We start from the raw sequence: 13070 nt of genomic DNA on the forward strand, positions 1-13070 counted from the left end.
CCAGCCGGGTGGCCATATTCCTTAATTCGCTCTTGAGCGTGGAGAATTGAAATGCGACATCCTTTAGTGATGGGTAACTGGAAACTGAACGGCAGCCGCCACATGGTAAACGAGCTGGTAGCGAACCTGCGTAAAGAGCTGGCTGGCGTGACGGGCTGTGCTGTTGCGATCGCTCCGCCGGACATGTACCTGGATATGGCTAAACATGCCGCAGACGGCAGCCACATCGTTCTGGGTGCACAGAACGTTGACGTTAACCTGTCTGGCGCGTTCACCGGTGAAACTTCCGCTGAAATGCTGAAAGATATCGGCGCGAAATACATCATCATCGGCCACTCTGAGCGTCGTACTTACCACAAAGAGTCCGACGAATTCATCGCTAAAAAATTCGCTGTGCTGAAAGAGCAGGGTCTGATCCCGGTTCTGTGCATCGGTGAAACCGAAGCCGAAAACGAAGCGGGCAAAACGGAAGAAGTCTGCGCACGTCAGATCGACGCCGTGCTGACCACTCAGGGCGCGAGCGCGTTCGAAGGCGCGGTTATTGCTTACGAGCCAGTATGGGCGATCGGTACCGGCAAATCTGCCACCCCAGCGCAGGCTCAGGCAGTTCACAAATTCATCCGTGACCACATTGCTAAAGCAGACGCGAAAGTGGCTGAGCAAGTGATCATCCAGTACGGCGGTTCCGTAAACGCAGCGAACGCCGCTGAGCTGTTCACCCAGCCGGACATCGACGGCGCGCTGGTTGGCGGCGCATCCCTGAAAGCAGACGCTTTCGCGGTGATCGTTAAAGCAGCAGAAGCGGCTAAACAGGCGTAATCGCCTTCATCCCTCTCCCCTATGGGGTGTACGGTCCGGGGACATGGTAGACAGGTGTTCGGGGACATGGTGAACACTTTTTAACATCCTTTACCCATGGTGATCGACTTTTTCTTCAGGTCGATCACCCCCACTTTCGTGCTGTACCACCACACCTCGTAACAACCGTCCTCCTGTGTCTCCCTCAGCCCCACCTGCTCGCCCCTGAACGCCTTGCCCGCGCTCAGACTGACACCCTTCACGCTCAGCTTCCCGCTGATATCCACCTTCCTGACCATCACGCCCCCGTCGTATTCCGGCGGTGTGGTGTGGCTGCGGTACTGCCGCACGGACGGCTGGTAGCGTGAGGCCGGAACCGCCATATCCAGCCCCTCATGGGGCCGTTCGAGGTTATACACCGTCCGCCAGTGGTCGAAGGCGCGCTGCAGCTCGCTGCTGTCCGCGAACCACTTACCCTGCAGGACTTCCGCCTTCAGGCTGCGGTGAAAACGCTCCAGCTTGCCCTGGGTCTGCGGATGGTAGGGCCGGGAGTGGCCCACCCGTATCCCCTGGCGCATCAGCCACAGCTCAAGCGCCGTCCAGGTGCCGGTGGTGTCGCCCCAGGGTGCGCCGTTGTCCATCGTCATCCGGTCCGGCAGGCCGTAGCGTTCAAACACCCCGACCAGTTGCTGCTGCACGGTCTCACGCCGTTCATCGGGGCAGTGCATCAGGCACAGGGAAAAACGGGAGTGGTCGTCCAGCAGGGTGAGCGGATGGCAGCGCCCGCCGCCGAAGGGAAAGTGGCCCTTGAAATCCATCTGCCAGAGCCGGTTCGGGGCCTCATGTTCGAACCGGCCTGTGGCCGGAACGCCCGGTGCCACACCCGGCAGCAGGCCGTGGCGGGCCATCAGGTTATGGACGGTGCTGAAGGCGGGCATGCGGTGGCCCTGGTCTTCCAGCCAGCGCTTGATCTTGCGGGCGCCCCAGCGTTCATGACGGGCATGGGCCATCCGCAGCAGGTCAGCGATGTCGTCTGATGAACGGTTGGGGGAATGACGGGGCGTACGGGGACGATCCTGAAGGCCGGATAAACCGTCCTCAGTCCAGCGATGAAGCCACTTGTAGCCGGTGGCAGGTGAGATGCCGTAGTGACGGCACAGTGCGCGGATGTTCGCCCCGTCCTGCGAGGCGAACAATACAAACTCGGTACGTAATGACATGGTATCTCTCGCATCCCAGGGCATAAGCGACTCCATAAACGGGTTCTTATGCCTCAGTTGTAAGTGTCTACCATGTCCCCGAACAAGTGTTCATGATGTCCCCGGACCGTACAGGGGAGAGGGCAAGGGTGAGGGGAACAGACCGCACTGAACTACAATTTCCCCAGAACACTAAACCACAGATAGTCCAGCGGCAGCAGCACCAGATACGTTGCCACCGCCAGCGCCAGGCAGAGCAGCATCCCCGCCCGGGCAGGCACCCTCCCCAGCCCCATCGCTACCACAATCGGTGACGCCTGATACGGCAGCAGCGGTGTGGAGTACCCCAGTACCTGAATCATAATTACCGACAATAACGGGAAGCCGGTGGCGTCCGAGAAGCTTTGCGCCAGGGTGGTGTACAGCGCCGGAACACCGTTGGCGGTCATGATGAAATTCAGCGCGGTGGTAATGCCGGTCAGCGCAAGGAAACTGGTGAACGGCGCATCGGCATCCAGCGGCATCACCCGCATCAGCGCCTCGCCCACCGCACTGCCGATCCCGGTCTGTGTTACGGTGATCGCCAGTCCAAGGATGCCCGCCACGTAAATACAGGTCCGCATGTTCACCCCGGCCGAGAACTCCTCCCCGGTGATAAAACCGATCCGCGGCAACATCACCACCAACGACGCCGCAAGCCCGGTCCACGCCGGACCAATCCCGTGCCAGCTCTCCGTCACCCACATCACCAGCACCAGCGCCAGCAGCCAGGCGAGACGCTTTTCATCACGACCCATGGGCGCCGGCGGCGTCAGATCCTTCACTGGTTTTGGGGCGCCAGGGAACAGCCAGCAGATCAGGCCGATCAGAATCAGGCCCTTAAGAATGCCCAGCACCGGCGTGTGCAGCAGCAGGTATGGGACATAGTTGAGATGAATACCGTACGAGCCTTCGGCCGCCCCGCTCATCACCAGGTTGGGCACGTTGGCCGGGAGGATAGTGGCCGACAGCTGGAAGGTGCCAAAGCCCACCGCCAGCGCCAGACCAAACCACGCCCGGGAGCCGTCGGCAATACCGGCCCGCTTCGCCATCGCCGCCACAATCGGCATCAGCAGCGCGATGCGCCCCATGTTGGAGGGCATTACAAATGCCAATGCATAGGTGAGCAGCACCACGCTGGCCACCATCAGCGGCCAGGAGTCGTTGAGCCTGGACGACAGCGCCCGCGCCGCCCTGTCCGCCAGCCCGGTTTTGCGGATCGCCACCCCCAGCACAAATCCGCTGAACACCAGCCAGAATGCCGACGAGGCAAAGCCGCCGAAGATCACCTCCGGCGGCGCAATTTTAGCGATCATCGCCGCGGTAAAGAACAGCAGCGCGGTGAGAAATTCCGGCAGCAGGGAGGTTGCCCACAGGATGATGGTGACGACGATAATCAGCGAGGGCAGAAACAGCGGGTGAGTGAACCAGAGCGACATGCCTGTCTCCTGTAGAATTTTTCAGCAAGTCTACGGCGGCAGGCTGCGGGAGTAAACGCTATTTATGGTGGGGTCACTGCAGGATATCGCATTGATGATCCTGCAATTCCTCAGCCGAGGCGAGGTTAAACGTCAGCAGATTGCGCTCGGTTGCCAGCAGGATAAACGACCCATCCGCCTGCTGGGCCATCGCCATACCGTAGCGCCCCATATGCTTGCGCGCATCAGGAACCTCTTCAGCCAGCATCATGAATGGGCTGCGTTTCACCAGCTCCGCTTCCGTCACCCGACGCGCCAGATACTCGTGCCCTTCCAGCCCGCCGGGGAACGGCAGCCATTGGGTGCTGATTTTTCCCTGATTAGCATTGAGCTTCTCGCGCACGTCCGGGCGCAGGCAGGAGATATGGATATGAAAATGATTTTGCGTGCGCCCGGCCCGCGAATTAATGGCCAGCGATACCGCGCTGTTGGGTATCTCCGCGCCGTGCTTCAGACGCATAAAACTGCGCGCCTGCCATGCCAGCCAGAAGAAGTTGGGGGGTCTGCGCCTTCGTCAGCAGGGGGCTTTCGCTGCCATTGATCCGGTACGTTGGCATCAGCAGATACTGCAGCGGGCCGTTGCGATCCTTGAAGACCACGTAGCCTGCATCGGGCTTTACCTGGGCACAGGGGGCGGGATTGCGGTGTTGCAGCTGTCCGGGCAGACACTGGTCGAGAACAATATGGCGTAACGCATCAGGATGACCGGCGGTCTTGAACCAGACACCGACGATGACACTCGTCACCACCACCAGCGCCAGGAGGAGTAAAACGGCTTTTTTCATGACGCGTTCCCTGTTTTCGGTTGAACCAAAAGAGTAACGCACTTTAATGACAAACAAAAAAGCCCGACAGTATGATTCTGCCGGGCTTTCAAACGCTATGGATGATTAACGCTTGCTGATCTCATCGAAAGTACCGCCATTCGAGAAGTGATCTTTCTGCGCTTTGGTCCAGCCGCCGAACACCTGATCGATGGTGAACAGCTTCAGTTTCGGGAATTCGTTTTCATACTTCTTCGCCACCGCTTCATCACGTGGACGGTAGAAATTCTTCGCGGCGATCTCCTGGCCTTCCGGGGTGTAGAGATACTTCAGGTAGGCTTCCGCCACGGCCCTGGTGCCTTTCTTGTCCGCTACTTTGTCGACCACAGAGACGGTCGGCTCAGCCAGAATGGATTCGCTTGGGGTCACGATTTCAAACTTGTCTTTACCCAGCTCGTTGGTCGCCAGCAGGGCTTCGTTTTCCCACGCAATCAGCACATCGCCAATACCGCGTTCCACAAAGGTGTTGGTAGAACCGCGCGCGCCGGAGTCCAGCACTTCAACGTTTTTAAACAGCGACTTCACGAAATCCTGGGCTTTAGCCTGGTCGCCATTGTTCTGGTGCAGAGCGTAACCCCAGGCGGCCAGATAGTTCCAGCGTGCGCCGCCGGAGCTTTTTGGGTTCGGGGTGATGACCGACACGCCCGGTTTAACCAGGTCGTTCCAGTCGTGGATCTGTTTCGGGTTGCCTTTACGCACGAGGAAAACGATGGTGGAGGTGTATGGCGCAGAGTTGTCTGGCAGACGTTTGATCCAGTTTTTATCAATACGACCGCGTTCCGCGATAGCGTCCACGTCATATGCCAGCGCCAGGGTCACCACATCGGCTTCGATACCGTTGATGACCGAGGTCGCCTGCTTACCGGAGCCACCGTGCGACTGGCGGATCACCACGTTATCGCCGGTTTCCTGTTTCCAGTGAGCGGCGAACGCCTTGTTGTACTGGTCGTACAGCTCACGTGTCGGATCGTAAGACACGTTCAGTAACTGGATATCCTTTGCCAGAACGCTGGTCGATGCCAGCAGTAAAGTTAACCCCACGCCCCATTTGTTCATCGTCCCACTCTCTTAATATTGTGTTTGATGAGTGCAGCGTGCCAGAAAGCGAACCAATGATTAAAGAATAAAAAAAGATTGGCTATAACGTAGAGGAATAAAAATCAGGCGATGGGTGTAAAAAAGCCGGGTGGCGGCTTCAAGGTAAAAGCAAAACGGTAACCCAGGGTTACCGTTTTTAGTGTTTTCACCCTCTCCCGTGGGAGAGGGCTGGGGTGAGGGCATCAGACTGCACAAATCCAGTAGGCCGCCACCCGGCAACAAATCGCTGATTAGTACAGTTTTTTCGCGCAGTCCAGCCAGTCACCTTTGAACGGACGCTTCATGCTTTCGATGGCGTCGATGATGTCATGGTGAACCAGTTTTTCGTTCTGAATCCCGACGCAACGGCCGCCGAAGCCCTGCTGCAGCAACTCAATAGAGTACGCGCCCATACGGGAGGCCAGGATACGGTCGTAAGGACCCGGGGAGCCGCCGCGCTGGATGTGGCCGAGAACCGTGGCGCGGGTTTCGCGTTTGGTTTCGGTTTCGATGTAGCGTGCCAGCTCTTCGATGTCGCAGATGTGCTCGGTGATCGCCACGATGGCGTGTTTTTTACCTTTAGCGATCCCGGCTTTGATTTCCGCAACCAGGTCTTCACGGCTGAATTCGACTTCCGGCACCACCACGAACTCACAGCCGCCAGCAATGGCTGCTGCCAGGGTCAGGTCGCCACAGTAGCGGCCCATCACTTCAACGATGGAGATACGCTGGTGTGAAGAAGAGGTGTCGCGCAGACGGTCAATCGCTTCAACCACGGTGCCCAGAGCAGTGAAGAAACCGATGGTGTAGTCGGTGCCCTTGATGTCGTTGTCGATGGTGCCTGGCAGACCGATGCACGGGAAGCCCATTTCAGTCAGGCGTTTTGCGCCCATATAGGAGCCGTCACCACCGATAACCACCAGCGCGTCGAGGCCGCGTTTTTTCATGTTCTCGATAGCCACTTCACGGATGCGCTCTTCGCGGAATTCCGGGAAACGCGCGGAACCGAGGAAGGTACCGCCGCGGTTAATCATGTCGGAGACACTGTAGCGGTCGAGCTGCACCATGCGATCTTCATACAGGCCCAGATAACCGTCATAGATACCAAAAACTTCCAGACCTTCCGTCAACGCAGCACGAACTACGCCACGAATTGCTGCGTTCATGCCGGGCGCATCACCGCCGCTTGTCAACACACCGATTTTCTTAATCATGACTACCTCTGAACTTAGGAATGCAAAAATGAAATCTGTTGCCGGAAGACTTCTGACGACCAACGAATACTGCAAATAGTATATCAATCACTTCCAGCTGAATTGATTCAGGTCAGGCCATATGGCGGTTATTTTTCCACAAAATGCTGGCCTGGTTCACTTTTTTACAACGAATTACGAAAGCTCAAATGTCCATTGCCTGGCTTAGGTACGACTGAGCAGGGATCCTGGTGGATAATGACGTCTGACCCCGGGAAACGCTGCAAAATCGCCTGCTCCACCTGCTCAGCCACCAGATGTGCCTGAACCAGCGGCAGGTTATCTTCCATTTCTAAATGAATCTGAATAAAGCGGGTCGGCCCTGACTGCCGCGTGCGAAGATCGTGAGCACCGCTGACGCCTGGCCAGGAGGTCACAATTTCAAAGATTTCATGCCGTTCTGCGTCTGGCAAGGCGCGATCGAGAAGCGATTGCACCGCCTCGTACCCCATGCGCAACGCACTGTATAAAATATAAAAGCCAATCCCTAATGCAAACAGTGCATCGGCCCGGTGCCAGCCATACCAGGCCAGACCGAGCGCAACCAGGATCGCGCCGTTCATCATAACATCAGACTGATAATGAAGCATATCGGCCCGTACCGCCTGACTTTGTGTTTTACGCACAACCCAGCGCTGGAACGTTACCAGAACCAATGTGCTAATAAGTGCAATAACCGTCACCACCACGCCGACCCCGGGATCTTTCATCGGCGATGGGGTATACAGGTGCTGAATGCCGGTTAAAAAGAGGAACAGCGCCGAACCGGAAATAAACATGCTTTGCGCCAGCGCCGCCAGCGATTCCGCTTTGCCGTGACCAAACGTATGCTCTTCATCCGCTGGCTGCAGGGAGTAGCGCACTACCCACAGATTAGTGACCGAGGCGGCAATATCCACCAGAGAATCGACCAGCGCCGCCAGAATACTGACTGAACCGGTATACCACCATGCGAAAATTTTAATCACTAACAGGCACGACGCCATGATCGTCGCAGCGATTGCGGCCCGGCTTACCAGCCGCCCATAGGATTGATTCATAAACACTCCTGTCATGCTATGCCGCTAGTATAACGGATGCAGAGGAGGCATTAAGATGAATAAACGGTTACGACGTTTGAATGATGGGCAAAAAAAACCCCCTCATCATGAGGGGGAAGACAGGGATGGTGTCTATGGCAAGGAAAACAGGGTCTACTGGTTACTACGGGTATTGCTACTAAAAAGCGTCGATTCAGCGTTCTTTTGCATCCGTGCAACCTCCCGCAACTGATCCATCCGTTGCTGGTGTTTCTGGTTCAAAACCGCTTGCTGCTCGGGCGTTAGCAGGTGAAACATCTGGTTGCGGACCTTGGCCATTTCGACCTGTCGGGCAACCTGCTCCTGCGCCATTTTATCTGCCTGAGCGCGCACAGCGCTTTCGTCAAAATTTTCTGCGGTGACAAGGCGGTGCATTGTCTCCATTTCGCTAACATTAACAGGGGGCTGGTCATGACGAGCCCGCTGCATAAGATCTCGCATCTGTTGACGCTGATGTTCGGTTAAACTTATGCCGTCGAACATATGGCCCTGGCCACTCTGCTGCGCGATGCCCTCCGTTGAGGGGCGGTTATCGCCGGTGATGACTCCAGCAGCCTGGCTAAATGCACTAAACGCCAGCGTTGAGGCCATGACGGCAGCGGTAACTTTGCGCATCACTTACTCCCAAAATCTTTCGTGTCGCGATTCAACGAGAGACAGTCTACGATTCAGGCTGCAAACATGCGTCAGGGGGTGTAAAACAACGTAAAGTCATGGATTAGATAGCCTTGATGACGTAATTTCTGCCTCGGAGGTATTTAAACAATGAATAAAATCCTGTTAGTTGATGATGACCGAGAGCTGACATCCCTTTTAAAGGAGTTGCTCGACATGGAAGGCTTTGACGTGTCGGTGGCCCACGACGGGGAGCAGGCGCTGAGTCAGCTCGACGATAGCATCGACTTGCTTTTGCTCGACGTCATGATGCCGAAGAAGAACGGTATCGACACCCTTAAAGAGCTGCGCCAGACGCACCAGACCCCAGTCATTATGCTGACCGCGCGCGGCAGCGAACTCGATCGTGTATTGGGCCTTGAGCTGGGTGCCGATGACTATCTGCCTAAACCTTTTAACGACCGTGAACTTGTGGCGCGTATTCGGGCGATCCTGCGCCGTTCTCACTGGAGCGAGCAGCAGCAGAACACCGACAACGGCTCGCCGACGCTGGAAGTCGACTCCCTGAGCCTCAATCCGGGCCGCCAGGAAGCCAGCTTCGATGGCCAGGCGCTGGAACTCACCGGCACCGAATTCACCCTGCTTTATCTGCTGGCGCAGCATCTGGGCCAGGTGGTATCGCGTGAACATCTGAGCCAGGAAGTGCTGGGTAAACGCCTGACCCCGTTTGACCGTGCGATTGATATGCACATCTCCAACCTGCGCCGCAAATTACCGGAGCGCAAGGATGGTCACCCGTGGTTTAAAACCCTGCGTGGACGCGGCTATCTGATGGTGTCCGCTTCATGATAGGCAGTTTAACCGCCCGCATCTTTGCCATCTTCTGGCTGACGCTGGCACTCGTTTTAATGCTGGTTTTGATGTTACCTAAACTCGACTCACGCCAGATGACGGAGCTCCTCGACAGCGAGCAACGTCAGGGTGTGATGATCGAGCAGCACGTGGAAGCAGAGCTGGCCATCGATCCGCCCAATGATTTGATGTGGTGGCGCAGGCTGTTTCGCGCTATCGAAAAATGGGCGCCGCCCGGACAACGCCTGCTGCTGGTCACCAGCGAAGGCCGCGTGATTGGGGCCGATCGCAATGAAATGCAGATCATCCGCAACTTCATTGGCCAGGCGGATAACGCCGATCATCCGCAAAAGAAAAAATATGGTCGGGTAGAGATGGTGGGGCCATTCTCCGTCAATGACGGGGAAGATAACTATCAGCTCTACCTGATTCGTCCAGCGAGCAACTCCCAGTCCGACTTTATCAACCTGCTGTTCGACCGCCCGCTGCTGCTACTGATTGTCACGATGCTGGTGAGTTCACCGCTGCTGCTGTGGCTGGCATGGAGCCTGGCGAAACCGGCGCGTAAGTTGAAAAACGCTGCGGATGAAGTGGCGCAGGGCAACCTGCGACAGCACCCGGAACTGGAAGCCGGGCCGCAGGAGTTCCTGGCGGCGGGTGCCAGCTTTAACCAGATGGTGACCGCGTTGGAGCGGATGATGACCACCCAGCAACGGCTGCTTTCTGATATCTCCCACGAACTGCGCACCCCGCTGACGCGTCTGCAACTGGGCACCGCCCTGCTGCGCCGCCGGAGCGGTGAGAGCAAAGAGCTGGAGCGTATCGAAACCGAAGCGCATCGTCTGGACAGCATGATCAACGACCTGCTGGTGATGTCCCGCAATCAGCAGAAAAACGCGCTGGTCAGCGAAACGGTGAAAGCCAATCATCTGTGGCATGAGGTGCTGGATAACGCGGCATTCGAAGCGGAGCAGATGGGGAAATCCTTCACCGTCAACTTCCCGCCGGGGCCATGGCCGCTGTACGGTAACCCCAACACGCTGGAGAGCGCGCTGGAGAATATCGTGCGTAACGCCCTGCGCTATTCGCATACCAAAATCGAGGTGGCGTTCTCGGTGGACAAAGACGGTATCACCATCAACGTCGATGATGATGGTCCTGGGGTCAGCCCGGAAGATCGCGAGCAGATTTTCCGTCCCTTCTACCGCACCGACGAGGCGCGTGACCGTGAATCAGGCGGTACCGGGCTGGGTCTGGCGATTGTCGAAACCGCTATTCAGCAGCACCGCGGCTGGGTGAAAGCGGACGACAGCCCGCTGGGGGGATTGCGTTTAACGCTCTGGCTGCCGTTGTATAAGCGTTCGTAATTATCCTCTCCCCAACGGGGAGAGGATAGATTATCTTCCCCACAATCTCCGCGCATTGTCTTCGATCTTGTGGCTAAGTCGCCGCTTCTGCATAGTTCGGGTCCAGCTGATCGATAACCCCGCCGCCGACAGCAGGCGGTGATACTGATCGTCATCAAAAGGCATATGCCAGGCGATAGCGCAGGCGTCATGCACCGAGACATCGCTCAGGCGGGAAACCAGCGTCAGCGGCGCATCCGCCGAAACTTTACCCGCGACAATCACCCGATATAACCAGCCGGTTATCCCGGCATTTTGCATTTGCGTGGCGATATCGGTGATCCCGAAGTGGAAATTGAGTTTGAAGCACGGGGAGCGCGGCTGGGTCACCTGGATCAGGGCGTCACCCCAGCGAAAGATATCCCCGATAAAGACGTTCTTCTCGGTTAGCCCCTCAGTAGAGAGGTTTTCGCCAAACGCCGGGGCGACAAAAAGCCCGGCCTGGTCAGGGTATTCGCTTGCCCAGTACGCATAATGCTCGCGTGGATAGTGGCACAGCGCGCGATCCGGCCCGCCGTGGATTTTCTTCTCCGCCTGCTGATCGCCCACCAGCCCCTTTTCGGTGAGGGTGAGTTCGCCGTCAACCTGCACTTTAGCAATCGCGCTCGGGCGACTGCCGTCATAATCCTTTATTTTTCCAATAAATACGTTAGCTGGATAGTCCATCGCGGCTCCTTACGCAGATTGTGGGTATAAAAAAAGCGAGTCATCAGACTCGCTTCTCACAGACGGCTTTGCACCTTATTTTTTAGCGGCGAAACGTGCTGCTGCTTCGTCCCAGTTCACCACGTCCCAGAAGGCTTTGATGTAGTCCGGGCGACGGTTCTGGAATTTCAGGTAGTAAGCGTGTTCCCACACGTCCAGGCCCACGATTGGGAAACCGGATGCGCCAGAGATTGCTTCACCCATCAGCGGGGAATCCTGGTTTGCAGTTGAAACCACAGCCAGTTTGTCGCCTTTCAGGACCAGCCATGCCCAGCCAGAGCCGAAACGGGTCGCAGCGGCTTTTTCAAACTCCGCTTTGAAGTTGTCAACGGAGCCGAAGTCGCGCTCGATAGCGGATTTCAGGTCACCCTGCAGGGTGGTACCGGTTTTCAGGCCTTTCCAGAAGAAGCTGTGGTTAGCGTGGCCGCCCGCGTTGTTACGCAGTACGGTTTTCTTGTCAGCCGGCAGTTGATCCAGTTTGGTGATCAGCTCTTCAGCAGGCAGGCTGGCAAATTCTGGCAGGCTTTCCAGCGCCGCGTTGGCGTTGTTAACGTAAGTCTGGTGGTGTTTGGTGTGATGGATCTCCATCGTCTGCTTGTCGAAATGCGGCTCAAGGGCGTCGTAAGCGTACGGCAGGGATGGCAGGGTATAGCTCATAATCATCTCCATTATTGTCGGGCGGCAAACGTGTTAATGCCGCGTAAGCAGTTGGTTCATTATAGTTAATTAAATGATATTGAAAATGTTTATCAATGCCGTAGTTTTAATAAGGTTATAACTTTTAGTTATGTCACTGATCTGGCGGGGCGTGTGGTGGCACTCAGGGGTAAGCAGATATTCTATTACGCCGCGTTATGGCTGCGGTGGCGCCACTGAACCGGGGTCATCCCCACTTCGCGGTTAAACACCACCGAGAAATAGTTACTGTCCTCAAAGCCGCACTGCATGGCGACTTCGCTGACCATCAGTTCGGTGTGCTGCAGCAGATACTGCGCGTGGCAGATGCGCAGCTGGCGCAGGTAGTGGTTTACCGTCATCCCGGTCTGGGTACGGAACTGCTGGCGCAGGGCTCGCTCGCTGCACTGCTCCTGCTCGCAAAACTTCTCCAGCACAAAGCTGCGGTTCAGGCTACCGGCCAGAGCGGTGATCAGCTTATCCAGCAGCGCTTCCGGTTCGCTGGCCGCCGGGTTATCCGGGGCATAACGGTAGCGTTTGAGCATGATCGTCAGCTGGGCAAACAGCAGCTCGGCCATGTCGAACGCGTGGGCATCGTTCTTCAGGCTCTCCTGCTCCAGCTGGGCGATCACCGGGCGCACCTGCGCCATGCCGTTGCTGCCCAGCCGCCAGTGCGGAGTGCCGCCGGCCCTGAGAAAACCGGGAATGTTCGCCGCCCAGTCCACGTTGAGCTTCAGCCGGTCGGGGCAGTAGATGATGTTCTGCAGCACCAGATCGTTAACCGAGGCGTAGGAGTGTTTGTCTTCCGCGCGGATATAAAACAGGTCGCCGCGGGTGATGCGGTACGGGCGATCGTTAAGGATATGCAGGCCATTGCCGCGCCACACCAGCACCAGCTCGCAGAAGTCGTGGGTGTGCTCAGCAAAGACATTTTGCGGATAGCGGTCCGCCACCGCGACGGCCTGGGCGGCGGATGCAAAAAAATCGGCTCTGCGAAGAATCAACTGTCCTGCCACATCACAACCTCACCCGGGAACAACCTGCCATTATTACCCGGTTTGCGGCAATAA

Annotated in this window: 12 protein-coding genes and 1 pseudogene; 3 read left to right on the plus strand and 10 right to left on the minus strand. The window is 57.0% G+C overall.

Annotated features, from left to right (window positions below; translation table 11 throughout):
• The first annotated feature begins 51 nt into the window (after window positions 1–51).
• Entirely contained in the window at window positions 52–819 is a 768-nt protein-coding gene (gene tpiA, locus SOM40_RS22920; RefSeq protein WP_106995778.1) for a triose-phosphate isomerase, read from the plus strand.
• An 80-nt stretch (window positions 820–899) separates the two neighbouring features.
• Here the strand turns inward: tpiA and SOM40_RS22925 are convergent, their stop codons facing one another.
• The 7 genes and pseudogenes from SOM40_RS22925 to cpxP all read right to left on the minus strand — a co-directional run bounded on the left by SOM40_RS22925 (window position 900) and on the right by cpxP (window position 8362).
• The gene (locus tag SOM40_RS22925; protein WP_422655540.1) at window positions 900–2042 is read right to left on the minus strand and encodes an IS481 family transposase; all 1143 of its coding nucleotides are present in this window, start codon (window positions 2040–2042) and stop codon (window positions 900–902) included.
• A gap of 128 nt (window positions 2043–2170) precedes the next feature.
• Window positions 2171–3475 (minus strand): SLC13 family permease, encoded by a 1305-nt coding sequence (locus SOM40_RS22930; protein WP_320529752.1) that lies wholly within the window; start codon window positions 3473–3475, stop codon window positions 2171–2173.
• Window positions 3476–3548: 73 nt separating this feature from the next.
• A pseudogene (locus SOM40_RS22935) lies at window positions 3549–4299 on the minus strand (CDP-diacylglycerol diphosphatase).
• A 105-nt stretch (window positions 4300–4404) separates the two neighbouring features.
• Window positions 4405–5394, minus strand: a complete 990-nt coding sequence (locus tag SOM40_RS22940) for a sulfate ABC transporter substrate-binding protein (protein WP_166184862.1) — start codon at window positions 5392–5394, stop codon at window positions 4405–4407.
• A gap of 272 nt (window positions 5395–5666) precedes the next feature.
• Entirely contained in the window at window positions 5667–6629 is a 963-nt protein-coding gene (gene pfkA, locus SOM40_RS22945; RefSeq protein ID WP_106995774.1) for a 6-phosphofructokinase, read from the minus strand.
• Window positions 6630–6793: 164 nt separating this feature from the next.
• Window positions 6794–7708 (minus strand): CDF family cation-efflux transporter FieF, encoded by a 915-nt coding sequence (gene fieF, locus SOM40_RS22950; protein ID WP_106995773.1) that lies wholly within the window; start codon window positions 7706–7708, stop codon window positions 6794–6796.
• Between the two features lie 153 nt (window positions 7709–7861).
• Window positions 7862–8362: a cell-envelope stress modulator CpxP gene (gene cpxP, locus SOM40_RS22955; protein ID WP_312190986.1), complete on the minus strand. Its 501-nt coding sequence runs from the start codon at window positions 8360–8362 to the stop codon at window positions 7862–7864.
• 150 nt (window positions 8363–8512) lie between these two features.
• On the opposite strand from cpxP, the gene cpxR reads away from it, so the two are divergent.
• On the plus strand, window positions 8513–9211 hold the full coding sequence (cpxR, locus tag SOM40_RS22960; protein WP_106995771.1) for an envelope stress response regulator transcription factor CpxR: 699 nt from the start codon (window positions 8513–8515) through the stop codon (window positions 9209–9211).
• On the plus strand, window positions 9208–10581 hold the full coding sequence (cpxA, locus tag SOM40_RS22965; protein WP_106995770.1) for an envelope stress sensor histidine kinase CpxA: 1374 nt from the start codon (window positions 9208–9210) through the stop codon (window positions 10579–10581). The genes cpxR and cpxA overlap by 4 nt, the downstream gene beginning before the upstream one ends.
• A gap of 30 nt (window positions 10582–10611) precedes the next feature.
• Here the strand turns inward: cpxA and yiiM are convergent, their stop codons facing one another.
• The 3 genes from yiiM to rhaR all read right to left on the minus strand — a co-directional run bounded on the left by yiiM (window position 10612) and on the right by rhaR (window position 13016).
• Complete coding sequence (gene yiiM / locus SOM40_RS22970; RefSeq protein WP_106995769.1) at window positions 10612–11286, minus strand: 6-hydroxyaminopurine reductase; 675 nt, start codon at window positions 11284–11286, stop codon at window positions 10612–10614.
• A gap of 75 nt (window positions 11287–11361) precedes the next feature.
• On the minus strand, window positions 11362–11982 hold the full coding sequence (gene sodA / locus SOM40_RS22975) for a superoxide dismutase [Mn] (RefSeq protein ID WP_106995768.1): 621 nt from the start codon (window positions 11980–11982) through the stop codon (window positions 11362–11364).
• Window positions 11983–12167: 185 nt separating this feature from the next.
• Window positions 12168–13016, minus strand: a complete 849-nt coding sequence (rhaR, locus tag SOM40_RS22980) for an HTH-type transcriptional activator RhaR (protein ID WP_320529753.1) — start codon at window positions 13014–13016, stop codon at window positions 12168–12170.
• Window positions 13017–13070 lie beyond the last annotated feature (54 nt).

It is taken from the genome of Leclercia sp. CFBP8987 (assembly GCF_034044995.2).
Classification (GTDB): domain Bacteria; phylum Pseudomonadota; class Gammaproteobacteria; order Enterobacterales; family Enterobacteriaceae; genus Enterobacter; species Enterobacter tamurae.

What these genes read in the sequence shown, in the direction of transcription:
- tpiA (WP_106995778.1), top strand. Translation starts at nt 52, where the DNA reads ATGCGACATCCTTTAGTGATGGGTAACTGGAAACTGAACGGCAGCCGC.
- SOM40_RS22925 (WP_422655540.1), bottom strand. Translation starts at nt 2,042, where the DNA reads ATGCCCTGGGATGCGAGAGATACCATGTCATTACGTACCGAGTTTGTA.
- SOM40_RS22930 (WP_320529752.1), bottom strand. Translation starts at nt 3,475, where the DNA reads ATGTCGCTCTGGTTCACTCACCCGCTGTTTCTGCCCTCGCTGATTATC.
- SOM40_RS22940 (WP_166184862.1), bottom strand. Translation starts at nt 5,394, where the DNA reads ATGAACAAATGGGGCGTGGGGTTAACTTTACTGCTGGCATCGACCAGC.
- pfkA (WP_106995774.1), bottom strand. Translation starts at nt 6,629, where the DNA reads ATGATTAAGAAAATCGGTGTGTTGACAAGCGGCGGTGATGCGCCCGGC.
- fieF (WP_106995773.1), bottom strand. Translation starts at nt 7,708, where the DNA reads ATGAATCAATCCTATGGGCGGCTGGTAAGCCGGGCCGCAATCGCTGCG.
- cpxP (WP_312190986.1), bottom strand. Translation starts at nt 8,362, where the DNA reads ATGCGCAAAGTTACCGCTGCCGTCATGGCCTCAACGCTGGCGTTTAGT.
- cpxR (WP_106995771.1), top strand. Translation starts at nt 8,513, where the DNA reads ATGAATAAAATCCTGTTAGTTGATGATGACCGAGAGCTGACATCCCTT.
- cpxA (WP_106995770.1), top strand. Translation starts at nt 9,208, where the DNA reads ATGATAGGCAGTTTAACCGCCCGCATCTTTGCCATCTTCTGGCTGACG.
- yiiM (WP_106995769.1), bottom strand. Translation starts at nt 11,286, where the DNA reads ATGGACTATCCAGCTAACGTATTTATTGGAAAAATAAAGGATTATGAC.
- sodA (WP_106995768.1), bottom strand. Translation starts at nt 11,982, where the DNA reads ATGAGCTATACCCTGCCATCCCTGCCGTACGCTTACGACGCCCTTGAG.